This is a genomic window from Sphingomonas sp. Root241, from assembly GCF_001428865.1.
Taxonomy (GTDB): Bacteria; Pseudomonadota; Alphaproteobacteria; order Sphingomonadales; family Sphingomonadaceae; genus Sphingomonas.
Map to the genome: position 1 here is coordinate 932,244 of NZ_LMIV01000001.1, position 14,792 is coordinate 947,035.

A 14,792-nucleotide genomic window follows, 5' to 3' on the forward strand; every position below is an offset into this window, starting at 1 on the left:
TTCACGCGCCAAAAAACAAGATGGGGATGGATGATGGGGATTCTTTCTTTCGATCGTCGCGCATCGGCGGCTATTTATGTTACCGCTACCAGTCTCGCGGCGCTCGCCACCGCACTGAGCTTCTCGCCCGCTGCCGCCCAGACCGTACCGGCCGAGCCCGTCGTCCAGGAAACGGAAACGCAGGCTGCGGTCCCCGCCGCGCAGGAGCCGGAGACTCCGGGCGACATCGTCGTTACCGGCACGCGCATCCTGTCGAGCGGATTCACCGCGCCCACGCCCACCACGGTGATCGGGGAGGAGCAGATCGCCAACAATGCCCAGCCCAACATCTTCAACACGATCGCGCAGCTGCCTTCGCTCCAGGGATCGACCGGCGCCGCCACCGGCACCTTCAGCACCTCGAGCGGCCTGCAGGGGCTCAGCTCCTTCTCGTTGCGTGGCCTTCAGCCAATCCGTACCCTGACCTTGCTCGACGGCCAGCGCGTCGTCGGCGCCAATGTGACCGGCGTTCCCGACATCAGCATGTTCCCCCAGTTGCTGGTGAAGCGCGTCGACGTGGTGAATGGCGGTGCGTCGGCTTCCTATGGTTCGGACGCCGTCGGCGGCGTCGTCAATTTCATCACCGACACGCGTTTCACCGGCTTCAAGGCCAACGTCCAGGGCGGCATCACCACTTATGGCGACGACAAACAGGCACTCGTCCAGGCGGCCTGGGGCACGGCACTCTTCGACGATCGCCTGCACCTGATCCTGAGCGGCGAATATGATCACGAGGACGGCGTCGGGCCGGGCAATTTCGGTACCGATCTCGCCGGTAGCCGCGACTGGTATCGCGCCACCACGCTGCTGAACACCGGGCAGACCAACAACGGCCTGCCGCAGTTCAACTATAGCGATTATGCGCAGCCCTATCAGTATGCCCTGTACGGCCTGATCAACAACGGCCCGTTGCAGGGCATCGCGTTCGACCAGAACGGGACGCCGTTCAACTTCAACTACGGGTCGGGCGGCCAGCCCCTGGGCAATGGCCGCGTCTCGAACTGCTACACCGGCAACGCCTTCTGCGTCGGCGGCGACCTGTCGGGAGCGCCGGGATCGGGCGCGTCGCTGAAGTCGGCGCTGGAGCGCATCAACGGCTATGGCCGGCTCGGCTTCGACATCGCCGAGAACAGCGAGATCTACGTCACCGTCAACGTGGCGCAGGTGAAGACCAGCAACCAGCCCAGCCCCGGCTATGGCCGACCGAACCTGACGGTCCAGTGCGCCAATCCGTTCCTGCCGCAACTGGTGCGGGACCGGTGCGCCACCGCCGGCATCACGTCGTTCAACTTCGGGACGAGCAACGGGAATTTCCCCGATCCCAGGGTTTCGACCGATCGACGCCAATATCGCTTCGTCGGCGGCATCAAGGGCCAGTTCGATATCGGCGGATCGGACTGGAACTACGACGCTTATTACGAGCACGGTACGACCATTTCGGACATCAATGTCGACGATATCGTCCTGCAGAACCGCTATGTGGCCGCGACCAACGCGATCACGCTCAACGGCGCGATCGTCTGCGCCGATGCGGGCGCGCGGGCGGCGGGATGCCAGCCGATCAACATCTTCGGCGGTGCCGCCCCCTCGTCGGCGGCGCTCGCTTATGTCACCCCCGAGAACGGGCCGTTCCAGCACACCAGGCTGACCCAGGATGTCGCGAGCATCAACTTCTCGGGCGAGCCGCTCAATCTCTGGGCGGGCCCGCTGTCGGTCGCCTTCGGTGGCGAGTATCGCCGTGAGTCCTACCGGGTGAACGCCGATCCTTACGGCGCGGGCGTTTCGACGATCAGCCCGAACAGCGCCGATTATCCGGCGGATCCCCTGCTCAACGCGCCCTTGGGGAGCAACTGGGCGGCCGGCAATTACAAGAACGGCACCGGCAAATACGATGTCTATGAAGGCTCGTTCGAACTCAATCTGCCGTTGTTCAAGGGCGACGATGTCGGCCGCGCGAACCTGAACGGCGCTGCCCGCGTAACGCATTACAGCACCTCGGGCACGGTCTGGGCGTGGAAGATCGGCGGGACCTGGGATACCCCGCTCGAAGGCATCCGCCTGCGTGCCGTCACTTCGCGCGACGTGCGTGCGCCGAACCTGTCGGAGCTCTTCGCCGCGCCGACCGTCACGACGCTGCCCAGCTTCAACGATCCGTTCCGCAACGTCGCGGTGCAGGCGTTCCAGAACACGGTCGGCAACCCCAATCTGAAGCCGGAGATCGCGCGCAACACCGAAGTCGGCATCGTCCTGTCGCGTCCTTCCTGGTTGCCGGGCCTGAGCCTGTCCCTCGACTATTACAGCATCAAGCTGAACGGCGTGATCTCGACCCTGTCGGCCGATCAGATCGTCCGGTTCTGCTTCGAGGGCAATCAGGCCTTTTGCGGCGGCTTCGTCCTGAACAGCCCGGTCCAGGGCGGGAACTTCATCAACGTCCAGCCCTTCAATCTCGCCTCGTGGAAGACCAGCGGGTTCGACATCGAGGCGAGCTATCAATGGGTCAAGCCGCTCGGCCTGCCGGGCACCTTCACCCTCCGCGGCCTCGGCACGCACGTCCGCGAGTTCCGCGTCGACGCGGGCATCGCCGGCGTCGACACGGTCGACCAGGCCGGCGCCAACACCGGCAACACGCCCGACTGGAAGTGGCTGGCGATCCAGACCTATGACAACGACGCGTTCAGCCTGACCGTCCAGGAGCGCTGGTTCTCGGACGGCGTGTTCGGCAACCAATATGTCGTGTGCACGTCGGGCTGCCCGGCCTCGACCGGCAATCACCCGACCATCAACCGCAACCGGATGGAGGGCGCATTCTATGTCGACGTCGGCGGCACGGCGAAGCTCACCGGCAACGTCAGCACCTTCTTCAAGGTCGACAATCTGTTCGACCATGATCCCGCGCCGTCGCCGCAGACCAATACCGGCCTCGACGTGAACCCCGCGCTCTACGACACGCTCGGCCGAACCTACCGCCTCGGCGTGCGCGCGAGGTTCTGACCGCCCCCCGACCGGTTCCCCCCTGGGCTTGGCGAAATTCACGATGTTTCGCCAAGCCGTTTTTTTGCCGCTGAAAAATCAGACATTTTACGAGATTTTACAATAATCGCGTGAGAAATGCGGTGTAACGTTACTGAAACGCACGAATAATTCTTGGCGGCACTTTCCTCCGTCAAAATAGGATGGCATGATAGGTCCGCCGGGGGCACATGCCGGCGTGTTTCGGGGAGCACCCTAGTGGGCCCAGATCTTGCGTATGGCGTCGGCGTTCCGCTCGAGCGCCCACCGGTCTTACGCCGCGACGCGGCATCCAAGCACCTTTCCGATATCCACGCCGAGCGAGTCGCGCCGAGGCGCCGATCGCCGGCAAGCCATCACCATATCGGACGCTGATCCGCCGCCGGCTCCGGCGGCGAGATTGCGTCGATCATTCAAATAACGGGTCGCAAAGGGAGACAATGATCCTGGCAGATTGAGAACGGATGACCGCCGCGAGCCTCTGGATGGAGGGATGATCGGAAGCAGCGGCGCTTTTCCCTGAAATCGCGAACCCTTTCCGGCGCACTCCCGCAAATGACGGGAGGCTCGGAAATGCGATGAACCGCAGTATAGTCAAGTCAACTCGGTTGATTTTGGCTATTGCGTCAGTTGTACTTCGTTGATTTTCGAATTAACCACGAAAAAATATGGGAATAGTCAGATAAATATTGGACTCGTTAACCATTTGTTAACTTCCTTCTTCTAGCCAAATCCAGTCGATGTCACTTCATTTGCAGGTTATTTCAGGCACTTGATGGTGACTAAAAAGGGAGATCGGCGAGTGATTAAAAAGGGGAAGGATGCGGCTCTCGCGAGCCAGGCATCGGCGAGGCGTCCGAAGCGTCGCCTGACAGCGGTGACGGCAATGGTCGGAGTCGCATTCGCGGGCGGCGCGGGCGTTTCCGCACTGGCACAACAGGCAGCGGCACCAGCGGCCGCCAATCTCTTCCAGGAGCAGGCCGGCAAGCTCGGCGCCCGCAAATGCGCCAGCCTCTACGCGGCGCTCGGCCAGGGCATGACCCAGGGCGCGGCCTATACGCTTAAGACCGAGACCAGCAAGGAAGCGCCCGACGCACATATCGTGCAGGGCATGGTCGGGATGGCCTACAATCTGCCCGATCTCAAGGGACCCGCCGGGGGCATCCTGCTCGCGACGCCCATGCCGCAGGGATGCGAAGGCTATATGGTCCGGGTCGCCCCGTTCCAGAAGACCTGCGCCGAGGTCCTGCGCCTGCTGCCCGCGGGGAGCGTGGAAGAGCAGCGGCTCTCCGGCGTCCCGCAATATCGGCTCGGCGGAAATCAGGGTCAGGCGCTCGTGATCCCCAGCGGCTCCACCTGCGTGGTGGTGACCCTGACGGGGATGGCCCAGCGTCAGTGAAGCCCGGAACGGGCGGGCGCTGAAGCTTCTCCGCAAGCCACGCGACGCCCTTCCACCAAAAACATCGTGTTCAACAGTACTCCGCAGGCCTGGCTGCGGAGGATCCCATGTGTGCGCTTTCGCCACTGTCCAGGAATCGGCGAGCAAAAGGGGAAACCGTCATGAAAAGCGTTGCGTCCGCATCGAATGGCAATCGTCACACCAGCTTCGCTGCGAGCTGGATCGGCAGCGGGAGTGAGGGAAGCTGGACGCAGCGGCGCCGGCTGATGGCCGTGCTGCGCCGCGCGCACCGCGTGCTGGGCGTCAACCGCAAGGAACTGGGCGTGGGATCGCTGGGCTTCGGCGGCGGCGCCCGCTCGGCATTGCTGTCCTCCGCAGGTCCCGCCGGCATGATCGGCGGCCTCGCCGCGATCGTCGCGCTTGGGCTGCCGGGGGTGGCGCAGGCCCAGACCGCCGTCGGAAACGGCACCGCGTCGGGCGCGCAGAGCATTGCGATCGGAACCACCACCACTACTGCGACGGCGAGTGGGGCGAGTAGTGTCGCGATCGGCAATACGGCAACGGCGTCCGGATTGAGCTCCGTTGCGGAAGGTCACAATTCCTTCGCGGGCGCCCAGAACGCCGTCGCGATTGGCTTCCAGGCAGCCGCGACCCAGATCAACACCGTCTATCTCGGCGCGCGCACCTTGGCCGGATCGGGTGCGCTCTCGCCCGGCGCCATCGCCATCGGCACCGATGTGACGGCATCTCTCAATAATGCCATCGCGATGGGAACGCAGAGCGTTTCATCGGCACAATATGCGGTGGCTATCGGCCTGAATGCGAATGCCTCCGGCGCCGGCGGCGCGATAGCGATCGGCCAGACCGCGATCTCGAGCAACGTCAATACGGTCGCGCTCGGCGTTCAGGCCAATGCCACCGGAGCTGGCGCCAACGCGCTGGGCACCTTCTCGCTTGCTTCGGGAGGGAATTCCACCGCTGTGGGTACCGGCGCCCAAGCCACCGGCAACGCTTCCTACGCTGGGGGCTGGGGGGCCGTTGCGGGCGCGCATTATGCGACGGCGCTGGGCGGGGGAGGTCCCAACGATGCATCCGGGCTCGTGCGTGCCACAGGCGTCGGTTCGCTGGCGATCGGCGGCAACGCAACCCGGGGCGCCAATGCAACGGCCACCAATTCGATCGCCATTGGCGGTGAGAGCACTGCGAGCGCCGTCGATGCCTTGGCAGCCGGCCATCTGGCCGAGGCGTCGGGCCTTGCTACTACCGCCGTCGGAAATGGAGCGCGGTCGCTGGGGAACAGTTCGCTGGCGCTCGGGACGCAAGCGGTGGCCGTCGGCGTTAGCACGGTTGCAGTCGGTCAGGGTGCCGGTGCTGGTTCGACCATTGGCAACAGCAGCTCGGTCGCGGTGGGCATCGCGTCCGGGGCGCTCGTGAGCGGCGCGCAGAATACTGCGATGGGCGGCGGCATCGCCAGCGTGATGCGAGGCGCCGGCTCCGGTGTCACGGGCGCGCGCAACGTCGCCATGGGAACCGGCGACGGTTCCGTCACCTACGACGGGACTCTCAGCGCCTCCGCAGGCAGCCTGGTCACGGGCAGCGACAACGTCGCGATCGGAACCAATGCGGGTATCGGCGTCACCGCCGACGGGACGACATCGATCGGTCGCAGTGCGCAAGCCAGCGGGACCAACGGCACCGCCATTGGCACTGGAGCAGCTGCCAGCGGCTTGAATGCCGTCTATCTGGGCGGGCGCACCGTCGTAGGGACGGGTGCCCTCGCCGAGAGCGCCGTCGCCATCGGCACGGACGTGACGGCGTCCGCGACAAACGCGATCGCGATGGGACGCCAAAGCGCTGCGACCGGCATCAACGCCACCGCGCTCGGTGTGGCCTCCAGTGCTGCGGGGGCAAGCGCGACAGCGCTCGGCCGCTCGGCCAGTGCTTCGGCCGATTTCGGGCTGGCCTTGGGTAATGGGGCGGTGTCGAGCGGGATTGGTTCGGTCGCGACAGGTTCGGGAGCGCAAGCGACGGGCGTCTCCTCGCTGGCGCTCGGCAACAACACCAGCGCGACGGCGAACAATGCCATCGCGGCCGGCCTCGGCGCAGTCGCGAACGCCGTCGACTCGGTCGCCATCGGCACCAACACGACGGCCACCGGCGGCAAGGCAGTGGCGATCGGCGCCGGCAACGTCGCCAATGGCGATGGCGCGGTCGCGATCGGCGATCCCAGCACCGCGACCGGCAACGGCGCCGTGGCGCAGGGCAAGGACAATACCGCGACCGGCGACGGTTCGGTCGCGATGGGCAATACCAACATGGTCGGCGGTGGCGGGCAGGCGATCAGCACGCCTGGCGTGGCCGCGCAGGGTGCGGTCGGCATCGGTTATCAGAACACGGTGGTCGGCCAGGGCTCGGTCGCGATCGGCAACACCAGCAGCGCGCTGGCGGCGGGCGCGGTTGCGTTCGGCGACACGGCGGTGGCCAACAATGCGCGCGACGTGGCGCTGGGCTCAGGCTCTTCGACCCTCGCGGCGGTGGGTACGGCCGGCGCGACGATCAACGGCACCAACTATGCCTTTGCCGGCACCACGCCCACCAGCACGGTGAGCGTCGGCGCCGCAGGTACGGAACGGACAGTCACCAATGTCGCGGCCGGCCGGATCAATGGCGGCTCGACCGATGCGATCAATGGCTCGCAGCTCTTCGCGACCAACCAGGCGGTGGACAGCCTCGGCACGCAAGTGAACCAGAACACCACCGACATCACCAATCTCGATGGTCGGGTGACGACGGTCGAGGGCGACATCACCAATCTCGGCAACACGATCAACAACATCACCACGGGCGGCGGGATCAAATATTTCCATGCCAATTCGGTGCTCGCCGACAGTCAGGCCTTGGGTACCGACTCGGTCGCCATCGGCCCCAACGCTGTGGCCAACAATGCCGGCGATATCGCGCTCGGTTCGGGCGCGACCACCACTGCGGCGGTGGGCACGGCGAGTGCGCTGATCGGCGGCAATACCTATAACTTCGCCGGCACCACGCCGCTCAGCACGGTCAGCATCGGTGCCGTCGGCGCCGAGCGGACGATCACCAATGTCGCGGCGGGGCGGCTCGACGGCAGTTCGACCGACGCAGTCAACGGATCGCAGCTCTTCGCCACCAATCAGCAGGTGACGATCAACACCAATGATATCGCCGCGCTCGACGGCCGGGTGACGACGGTCGAGGGCGATGTCACCACGCTCGGCAACACGGTCAACAACATCACCACCGGGGGCGGGATCAAGTATTTCCATGCCAATTCGGTGCTTGCCGACAGCCAGGCATTGGGCACCGACTCGGTCGCGATCGGACCGAACGCAGTGGCCAACAACGCGGGCGACATCGCGCTCGGCTCGGGCTCGACCACCAGCGCGGCGGTCGGCACGGCGAGCGCATTGATCGGCGGCAATACCTATAACTTCGCCGGCACCACGCCGCTCAGCACGGTCAGCGTCGGCGCGGTCGGTGCCGAGCGGACGATCACCAATGTCGCGGCGGGCCGGCTCGACGGCAGCTCGACCGACGCCGTCAACGGCTCGCAGCTCTTCGCGACCAACCAGCAGGTGACGATCAACACCAACGATATCGCCAGTCTCGATGGCCGCGTGACGACGGTCGAGGGCGATGTCGTCAATCTCGGCAACAGTCTCACCAACCTCGGCAACAGCCTCACCAACATCACCGGCGACACCTCGACCGCCTATACCGACGCCAACGGCATCGGCATCCGTTATGCGCGCACCAACGAGACGGGCCTCGCGCAGACCGACGCCTTCGCGCAAGGGGTGGGTTCGACCGCGCTCGGCTATCAGGCGACCGCTGCCGCCGGCAACGCAGTGGCGCTGGGCCGCGGCGCCCAGGCCAGCATCGACGGTTCACTGGCGCTGGGCAGCGGTTCGGTCTCCGATCGGGCGATCGCGCCGATCAGCGGCACGATCCCGACCGGCATCGGTTTCGTGCCCTACAACACGACCGACGCGACCTTGTTGGGCGCCGTGTCGGTCGGCAATGCGGCGACGAGCGAGTATCGCCAGATCACCAACGTGGCCGACGGCACTAGCGCGCAGGATGCGGTCACGCTGCGTCAGCTCCAGGGCGCGATCGGATCGGTCTCGGTGACTCCGGTGCTGTATTTCCATGCCAATTCGACTGCGGTGGACTCGCTGGCCGCCGGCCAGGAATCGATCGCGGTCGGTCCGACCACGGTCGTCAACGGCGACAACGGCATCGGCATGGGCAACGGCGCGATCGTCGATCAGACCGCGCCGGGCGGCACCGCGATCGGGCAGAACGCCCATGTCTCGCAGGCCGACGGCATCGCCTTCGGCACCAATTCGATCGCCAACGGCATCCAGTCGATCGCGATCGGCCCGGGCGCCAATGCGAGCTTCTCGGGTAGCGTCGCGCTCGGCGCCGGGGCGACGACCGCGGTCGGCTCGCGGGTCGGTTATACCGGCTACGGCCTGGCCGCGCCGCAGAACTCGGCGGGCGAAGTCTCGGTGGGCAGTGCGGGCGCCGAGCGGCAACTCACCAATGTCGCCGCGGGCTCGGCACCGACCGACGCGGTGAACGTCAGCCAGCTCAACCAGGTGGCGCAGAACACCGCCACGGCGCTGGGCGGCGGGGCGTCGTATAACTCGACCACCGGCGCCTATACCGCGCCGAGCTACACGGTGGGCGGGAACACCTACAACAATATCGGCGACGCGCTCGGCGCGCAGACCACGGCGGTCACCAATCTCGATAACCGAGTGACCACCGTCGAGGGCAACGTCACCAATCTCGGCAACAGCACTGCAGCGGGCCTGGGCGGAGGATCGACCTATGATCCGACGACCGGCACCGTGACGACCAACCTCAACGTCGGCGGGAACAACTACAGCAACGTCAACGACGCGCTGCAGGCGCTGAACACGACGGCGAGCGCGGGCTGGAACATCCAGGCCAATGGCGGCCCTTCGACCAACGTCCCGTCCAACGGCACACTCAACGTCACCGCGGGCTCGAACACCGTCGTGACGCTGACCGGCAATCGGCTGGAGGTCGCGATGGCGGACAACCCGACATTCAACGGCGTGGTCAATGCCAATGGCGGTCTCGCGGTCGGCGCCAATACCAGCGTCAACATGGGCGGCAATGTCGTCCAGAATGTCGGAGCGGGCGCGGTGACCGCGACTTCGACCGACGCAGTCAACGGGTCACAGCTCTATCCGGTCCAGCAGCAGGCCCAGAATTCGGTGCAATATGATCCGGGCCGCAATTCGGTGACGTTCAACCCGGGCGGATCGGCGGCGGTGCTGCACAACGTCGCCGCAGGCGTCGCGCCGACCGACGCCGTCAATCTCCAGCAGCTCAATGACGGCCTCGCCGACACGCTGGCGTCGGCCAACGCCTATACCGACACGCGGCTGGCCGGAGTCGAGTTCGATCTCTCGCAGATCCGGCGGGATGCCAATGCCGGCACTGCGGGCGCGCTGGCCGCGGCGGGACTTCCGCAGGCGTTCGAGCCGGGGCGCGGGATGCTGGCGTTCGGTGCCGGCACCTATCAGGGGCAGTCGGCCTTCGCTCTGGGACTCTCGCGCGTGATGGATGACGGGAAGACCGTCATCAAAGCCGGCGCGACCTATGACACGCAGCGGCGCGTCGGCGCCAATGCCGGCGTCGGCTTCCAGTTCTGACCTCCCATCTCCCATCCGATCTCCCAAGGAGGACGCACATGAAAACCAGGTTCCTCGCGCTCACGATCCTTACAGGCCTCATGAGCCCGGCTGCGGCCGTCGCGCAAAAGGCCCCGCCGCCGCCCGCGACCACCTATGTGGCCTCGGTCGATCCCTCGGCCTTCCACAAGGCCCCGCTCGAGCACAAGAAATTGGGCGTGACGGTGAGCCCCGCATCGGTGCGGCTGATCACGCCGGGGGTCGACAAGTTCAGCATCTATCCGCTGCTCGGTCCGCCGCATTTCGGCGAGGGCATCACGCGGCGGTGGAACTACGTCCTGTTCTTCCCCGTCGCGCCGGGAAGCGTGGAGCGGGTGCGCTGCCGGATGCAGATCCGCTTCGAGCGGCAGCGCGGCCGCTATAGCGTCACCGTGTCCGAAGTGATCTGGCAGGAGCAATCCTGCGCGGATCGGGTTGCAGCCGCGAGCTGATTGAGTGAGAGGTGACGCCATGCGATTGATTGGTCTCTGCGTCACCTCTCTCCTCCTGCTTGCCGGCGTCCCCGCGTCGGCACAGACGTTCGGAGCGCCGGTTCCGGGGATGTGCCTGTTGTCGCGGACAGGCGCGATCAGCGCCTCGCGCGCGGGCCAGTCGCTGCAGGCGCAGCTCAAACAGATGCAGGCGTCGCTGAACGGCGAGCTGGCGCAGCGGCGTACCGCCATCGATCGGGACCGCCGGGCGCTCGAAGCGCGGCAAAGCGCGATCGCTCCGATCGAATTCCAGCGCCAGCTCGGCGTCCTCAACCAGCAGGCGCAGGCATTCGAGCAGCAGCAGAATGCGCGCTTCATCGCCGCGCAGACCCGCGGCCAGCAGCAGATCGATCGCGCGCTCAACGACGCGCTCAGCCGCGTCATCACGCGCAACGCATGCGGCGTCGTGATGGAACGCGACCACGCTTACGGGTGGAATAACGCGATGGACATCACGTCGGCCGCCGCCCGCGAAATGGACGGCATCCTGCAGGCCGTCGCTCTCCAGTGAAGCGCCGAACGCTGCCAGGAGCAGCCCGCAACCCCGTGAACCTTTTCCGTCGCGGCCCGACTACGAGGGGAAACGATGGGGCCAGGGATGCGACCAGCAGCCGCAAGCGAAGAACCGCAGATCGATGACGAACTGCTCGTCACACGCTGCCAATTGGGCGAGCGCCGCGCATTCGACGAACTGGCCGTGCGGTGGGCGGCTTCAGTCGCCGGCTATGCCCGGCATGTGTCGGAGGACGGCGACGCGGCGGCGGAACTGACGCAGGACATCTGGCTGCGGGTTCTGCGCGGAATCGATCGTCTCCACGATCCGGCCCGCTTCCGTTCGTGGCTGTTCGGCATCGCGCACCGCGCCTTCATCGACACGCTTCGCAGCCGATACAGGGCTTTTCCGTCCACAGCCGACGACGCCGACCACCTGGCCGAGGACGAGCCTCCGGATCATGATCATGAGGCCATGGAGCGCGGGCTGGCCCGGCTGCCACCTGTCGAGCGCGAGGTCCTGAGCCTGTTCTATTTGCAGGAGCTGACCATCGAGGAGACGGCAGGCGCGCTCTCGGTACCCTCGGGCACGATCAAGTCGCGGCTGCATCGCGCCAGGCGCCTGCTGCGCCTCGAGCTGGAAAAGGAGATTTGAGGTGAATGCGAACCATGGTGCCGAAGCGATCGACTTCGCGCGGCGGATCGCCAGCGCCGAGCTTTCGCTGCAGTCGCGCATCGCGCATGGCGCGCTGCTGGCCGCCGCGCTGGCGATGACGATGGTGATCGTCGCGCTCTTGCTGACTGAACCGGGCCTGCCGCTGCGCACCTTGGCGGCGCTGGCAGTGCTGGCGATGATCGGCGCAACCTGGACCGGCTATGCGGCATGGGTGCTCACCCAGCGCCGCGTGCTGTTCGCCCGCCAGCGAGTCGTCGCCGGATGGCTCGCGCTGATCTTCACCTCGGTGTTCACGGCCGGGGCATTCGCGATCGGGGCCGCGGCCGATGTGCCCACGGGCTTCGCCGCGGGCGGGCTGGGGCTGGCGCTCGTCGCCGGTTCCGGGCTGCTGCTAGCGCGCGCCCGCCAGCGTCTGGCGGTGCTCCTTGATCGCAGACGGGCGCTCGAAGCCCTTGGCGCAGGAGCCGCCCGATGATCGTGCGTCGCCTGCTCGCCGTCATGCTGACGGTCGCTGCGATGACCCTCGCGGGCCGGGCAGTTGCCCAGGCCGACCCGGCTATCGACCGGATCCATATCCGAGCGGTCGCCGTTCCGGATGGCCGCACGATGGAAATCACGACCGGCTATGTCAGCGTCCCCGAACAGCGCGGCGGCGCGAGCGCAAACCCTCGAAGGATCGAGCTGGCAGTCATTCGGCTGCGCTGGGCCGGAGGGGCGGGGAAGGCCGCTAACATGTTGCTCGCCGGAGGCCCCGGCGATTCGGGCACGCGGCTGTTATCTGGGTTGCCCGAGCGGCGGGCGGCCGCATTGCTCGATCTGATGGGCGACGACGTGGTCAGTTTCGATCAGCGCGGCACCGGCCGATCGCAGCCCAGCCTCGCGCTGCCGGATCCAATTCCCTTGCCCCTCGATGCACCCGGCTCGCCTGCAACATGGTTGCCGCTGATGGAGCGCGCTTCGCGCCTTGCCGCACAGCATTTCGCCGAGGCCGGCATTCGGCTCGCTTCCTACACGACAGTTGAAAACGCCGATGATGTCGACGCGGTCCGGCGCGCGTTCGGCTATTCCGGAATGAATCTCTGGGGTCGCAGCTATGGCTCGCACCTTGCGCTGGCGACGGCCCGGCGTCACCCTGCCGGCGTCGAGCGGTTGATCTTGGTCAGCCCGGAGGGCCCCGACCATAGTTTCAAATTGCCCTTGCAGACCGATGCCGCGATCCGCCGCATCGGCGCGCGCGCGGGGGTTCCCGAGCTGCCGGAGACTATGCGTACGGTGATCGAGCGTCTCCGCAAGGCGCCGCTGACGCTGGATGTGGCCGGCCCCGGTGGTGCGGAACGCAAAATCGTGATCGGCGCGTTCGACCTGCAATGGATTACCGCACAGGCGCTCGGCGATCCGCGGGCGCTCGCCACCTTGCCCATCGCCTATCGCGAGATGGCGGCCGGCAATTTCAGCCGCATCAGCCCGCTCGCACTGGCCTCGCGTACGCAGTGGCGGCTCGGATCGGGGATGAAATATATGATGGATATCGCATCCGGCGCGAGCCCGCAGCGTCTCGAGCGGATTCGGCTGGAAGCGCGCGAGGCGCTGTTGGACGACGCGATGAATTTTCCGACGATCGACCTGCAATCGGCCTGGCCCGGCGCCGATCTCGGAGCCGAGTATCGCAGGCCGGTGCGCAGCGCCGTGCCGACGCTCATCCTCGTCGGCGATCTCGACGCGCGCACCCCGATCGAGAATGCCCGCGAGATCGCGGCGGAGCTGCCGCACGCCAAAGTGATCGTGCTCGAAAATGGCGCGCACCAGTTCGATCTGTTCGGCGACCCCGCCATCCAGCCGCTGCTCCGCGACTTCCTGCGCGACCGGGCGATCGGCGTGGACCGTGTCCGTCTGCCGGCGATACCGTTCCAGCGATGAGTCCGTTTCCCTGATAGCAAAAGGCACCGACTGGGGCATCGAGCCCCAGTCGGTGCCACCCACCCCAACCCCTCCCTGGAAGGGAGGGGGAAGAGTTGAAATGCCGATAGCCCCCGGGGTTTCGCATCCCGGCTTTCGCCCGCACGACGCCGGCTGTAGAGCGGCCCCATGACCTTCATGCTCGAACCTTTCGACCTCGATGTCTTTATCCGCGCCACGCTTGCCGAGGATCTCGGCGATGCCGGTGACATCACCTCCGCCGCCGTCATCCCCGCCGACGCGGTGTTCGAAGGCGTGATGGACAGCCGCGACGCGATCACCGTCGCCGGCCTGGGCCTGGCCGAAGCGTTCTTTCGCGCACTCGATCCCGAGGTCGAGATCGAACGGCTGGTCGAGGACGGGCAGGGCGTCCCCGCCGGCACCGATCTGCTGCGCCTCCGCGGGCGGGCCCGCGCGATGCTCACTGCCGAGCGTTCTGCGCTCAACACCATCCAGCATCTGTCGGGGATCGCCACGCTGACGCGCCATTATGTCGATGCGATCCATGGCACCGGCGCAACTTTGCTCGACACCCGGAAAACCATTCCCGGCCTGCGCGTGCTCGAGAAATACGCCACGCGCATGGGCGGCGCGCAGAACCACCGCATGGGGCTGTGGGATGCGGCGATGATCAAGGACAATCATGTCGGCGTCGCCGGTTCGATCGGCGAGGCGGTTCGCCGGGCAGTCGATGCCGGGATCGCGCGGATCATCGTGGAGGTCGACCGGATCGATCAGATCGCCCCGGCGCTCGACGCCGGCGCCACCCATCTGCTGCTCGACAATATGGGGCCGGATATGTTGCGCGATGCCGTGGCGCTGGTCGCCGGCCGCGTGCCCACCGAAGCATCGGGCGGCGTCCGCCTCGATACGATCCGCGCGATTGCCGAGACCGGCGTCACCTATGTCAGCGTCGGGCGTCTGACCCAGTCCGCTCCCGCCGCCGATATCGGGCTCGATTTCACCGCCGCCTGAGCGGCCTTGCA

At 66.4% G+C, this 14,792-nt stretch carries 9 protein-coding genes; all 9 read left to right on the plus strand.

The window, feature by feature from the left end; genetic code table 11:
- Positions 1 to 30 precede the first annotated feature (30 nt).
- The 9 genes from ASE13_RS04475 to nadC all read left to right on the plus strand — a co-directional run bounded on the left by ASE13_RS04475 (position 31) and on the right by nadC (position 14,781).
- Positions 31 to 3,030: a TonB-dependent receptor domain-containing protein gene (locus ASE13_RS04475; protein WP_056611985.1), complete on the plus strand. Its 3,000-nt coding sequence runs from the start codon at positions 31 to 33 to the stop codon at positions 3,028 to 3,030.
- 820 nt (positions 3,031 to 3,850) lie between these two features.
- Positions 3,851 to 4,447 (plus strand): hypothetical protein, encoded by a 597-nt coding sequence (locus ASE13_RS04480; protein ID WP_162254666.1) that lies wholly within the window; start codon positions 3,851 to 3,853, stop codon positions 4,445 to 4,447.
- Positions 4,448 to 4,608: 161 nt separating this feature from the next.
- Positions 4,609 to 10,173, plus strand: a complete 5,565-nt coding sequence (locus tag ASE13_RS04485) for a YadA-like family protein (RefSeq protein WP_056611990.1) — start codon at positions 4,609 to 4,611, stop codon at positions 10,171 to 10,173.
- A gap of 38 nt (positions 10,174 to 10,211) precedes the next feature.
- Entirely contained in the window at positions 10,212 to 10,643 is a 432-nt protein-coding gene (bamE, locus tag ASE13_RS04490) for an outer membrane protein assembly factor BamE domain-containing protein (protein WP_056611994.1), read from the plus strand.
- Between the two features lie 19 nt (positions 10,644 to 10,662).
- Positions 10,663 to 11,193, plus strand: coding sequence for an OmpH family outer membrane protein (locus ASE13_RS04495; protein WP_056611998.1), 531 nt, complete (start codon positions 10,663 to 10,665; stop codon positions 11,191 to 11,193).
- Positions 11,194 to 11,280: 87 nt separating this feature from the next.
- Entirely contained in the window at positions 11,281 to 11,829 is a 549-nt protein-coding gene (locus ASE13_RS04500) for an RNA polymerase sigma factor (protein ID WP_056612001.1), read from the plus strand.
- A gap of 1 nt (position 11,830) precedes the next feature.
- Positions 11,831 to 12,325: a hypothetical protein gene (locus ASE13_RS04505; protein WP_056612005.1), complete on the plus strand. Its 495-nt coding sequence runs from the start codon at positions 11,831 to 11,833 to the stop codon at positions 12,323 to 12,325.
- Entirely contained in the window at positions 12,322 to 13,767 is a 1,446-nt protein-coding gene (locus tag ASE13_RS04510; RefSeq protein ID WP_056612008.1) for an alpha/beta fold hydrolase, read from the plus strand. Before ASE13_RS04505 ends, ASE13_RS04510 begins: the two co-directional genes overlap by 4 nt.
- Before the next feature lie 168 nt (positions 13,768 to 13,935).
- Complete coding sequence (nadC, locus tag ASE13_RS04515; RefSeq protein ID WP_056612011.1) at positions 13,936 to 14,781, plus strand: carboxylating nicotinate-nucleotide diphosphorylase; 846 nt, start codon at positions 13,936 to 13,938, stop codon at positions 14,779 to 14,781.
- The last annotated feature ends 11 nt before the right edge of the window (positions 14,782 to 14,792 follow it).

Excerpts from the sequence above, each read along its gene's own strand:
- ASE13_RS04495 (WP_056611998.1), top strand. The coding sequence starts at position 10,663 with ATGCGATTGATTGGTCTCTGCGTCACCTCTCTCCTCCTGCTTGCCGGC.
- ASE13_RS04485 (WP_056611990.1), top strand. The coding sequence starts at position 4,609 with ATGAAAAGCGTTGCGTCCGCATCGAATGGCAATCGTCACACCAGCTTC.
- nadC (WP_056612011.1), top strand. The coding sequence starts at position 13,936 with ATGACCTTCATGCTCGAACCTTTCGACCTCGATGTCTTTATCCGCGCC.
- ASE13_RS04510 (WP_056612008.1), top strand. The coding sequence starts at position 12,322 with ATGATCGTGCGTCGCCTGCTCGCCGTCATGCTGACGGTCGCTGCGATG.
- bamE (WP_056611994.1), top strand. The coding sequence starts at position 10,212 with ATGAAAACCAGGTTCCTCGCGCTCACGATCCTTACAGGCCTCATGAGC.
- ASE13_RS04475 (WP_056611985.1), top strand. The coding sequence starts at position 31 with ATGATGGGGATTCTTTCTTTCGATCGTCGCGCATCGGCGGCTATTTAT.
- ASE13_RS04500 (WP_056612001.1), top strand. The coding sequence starts at position 11,281 with ATGCGACCAGCAGCCGCAAGCGAAGAACCGCAGATCGATGACGAACTG.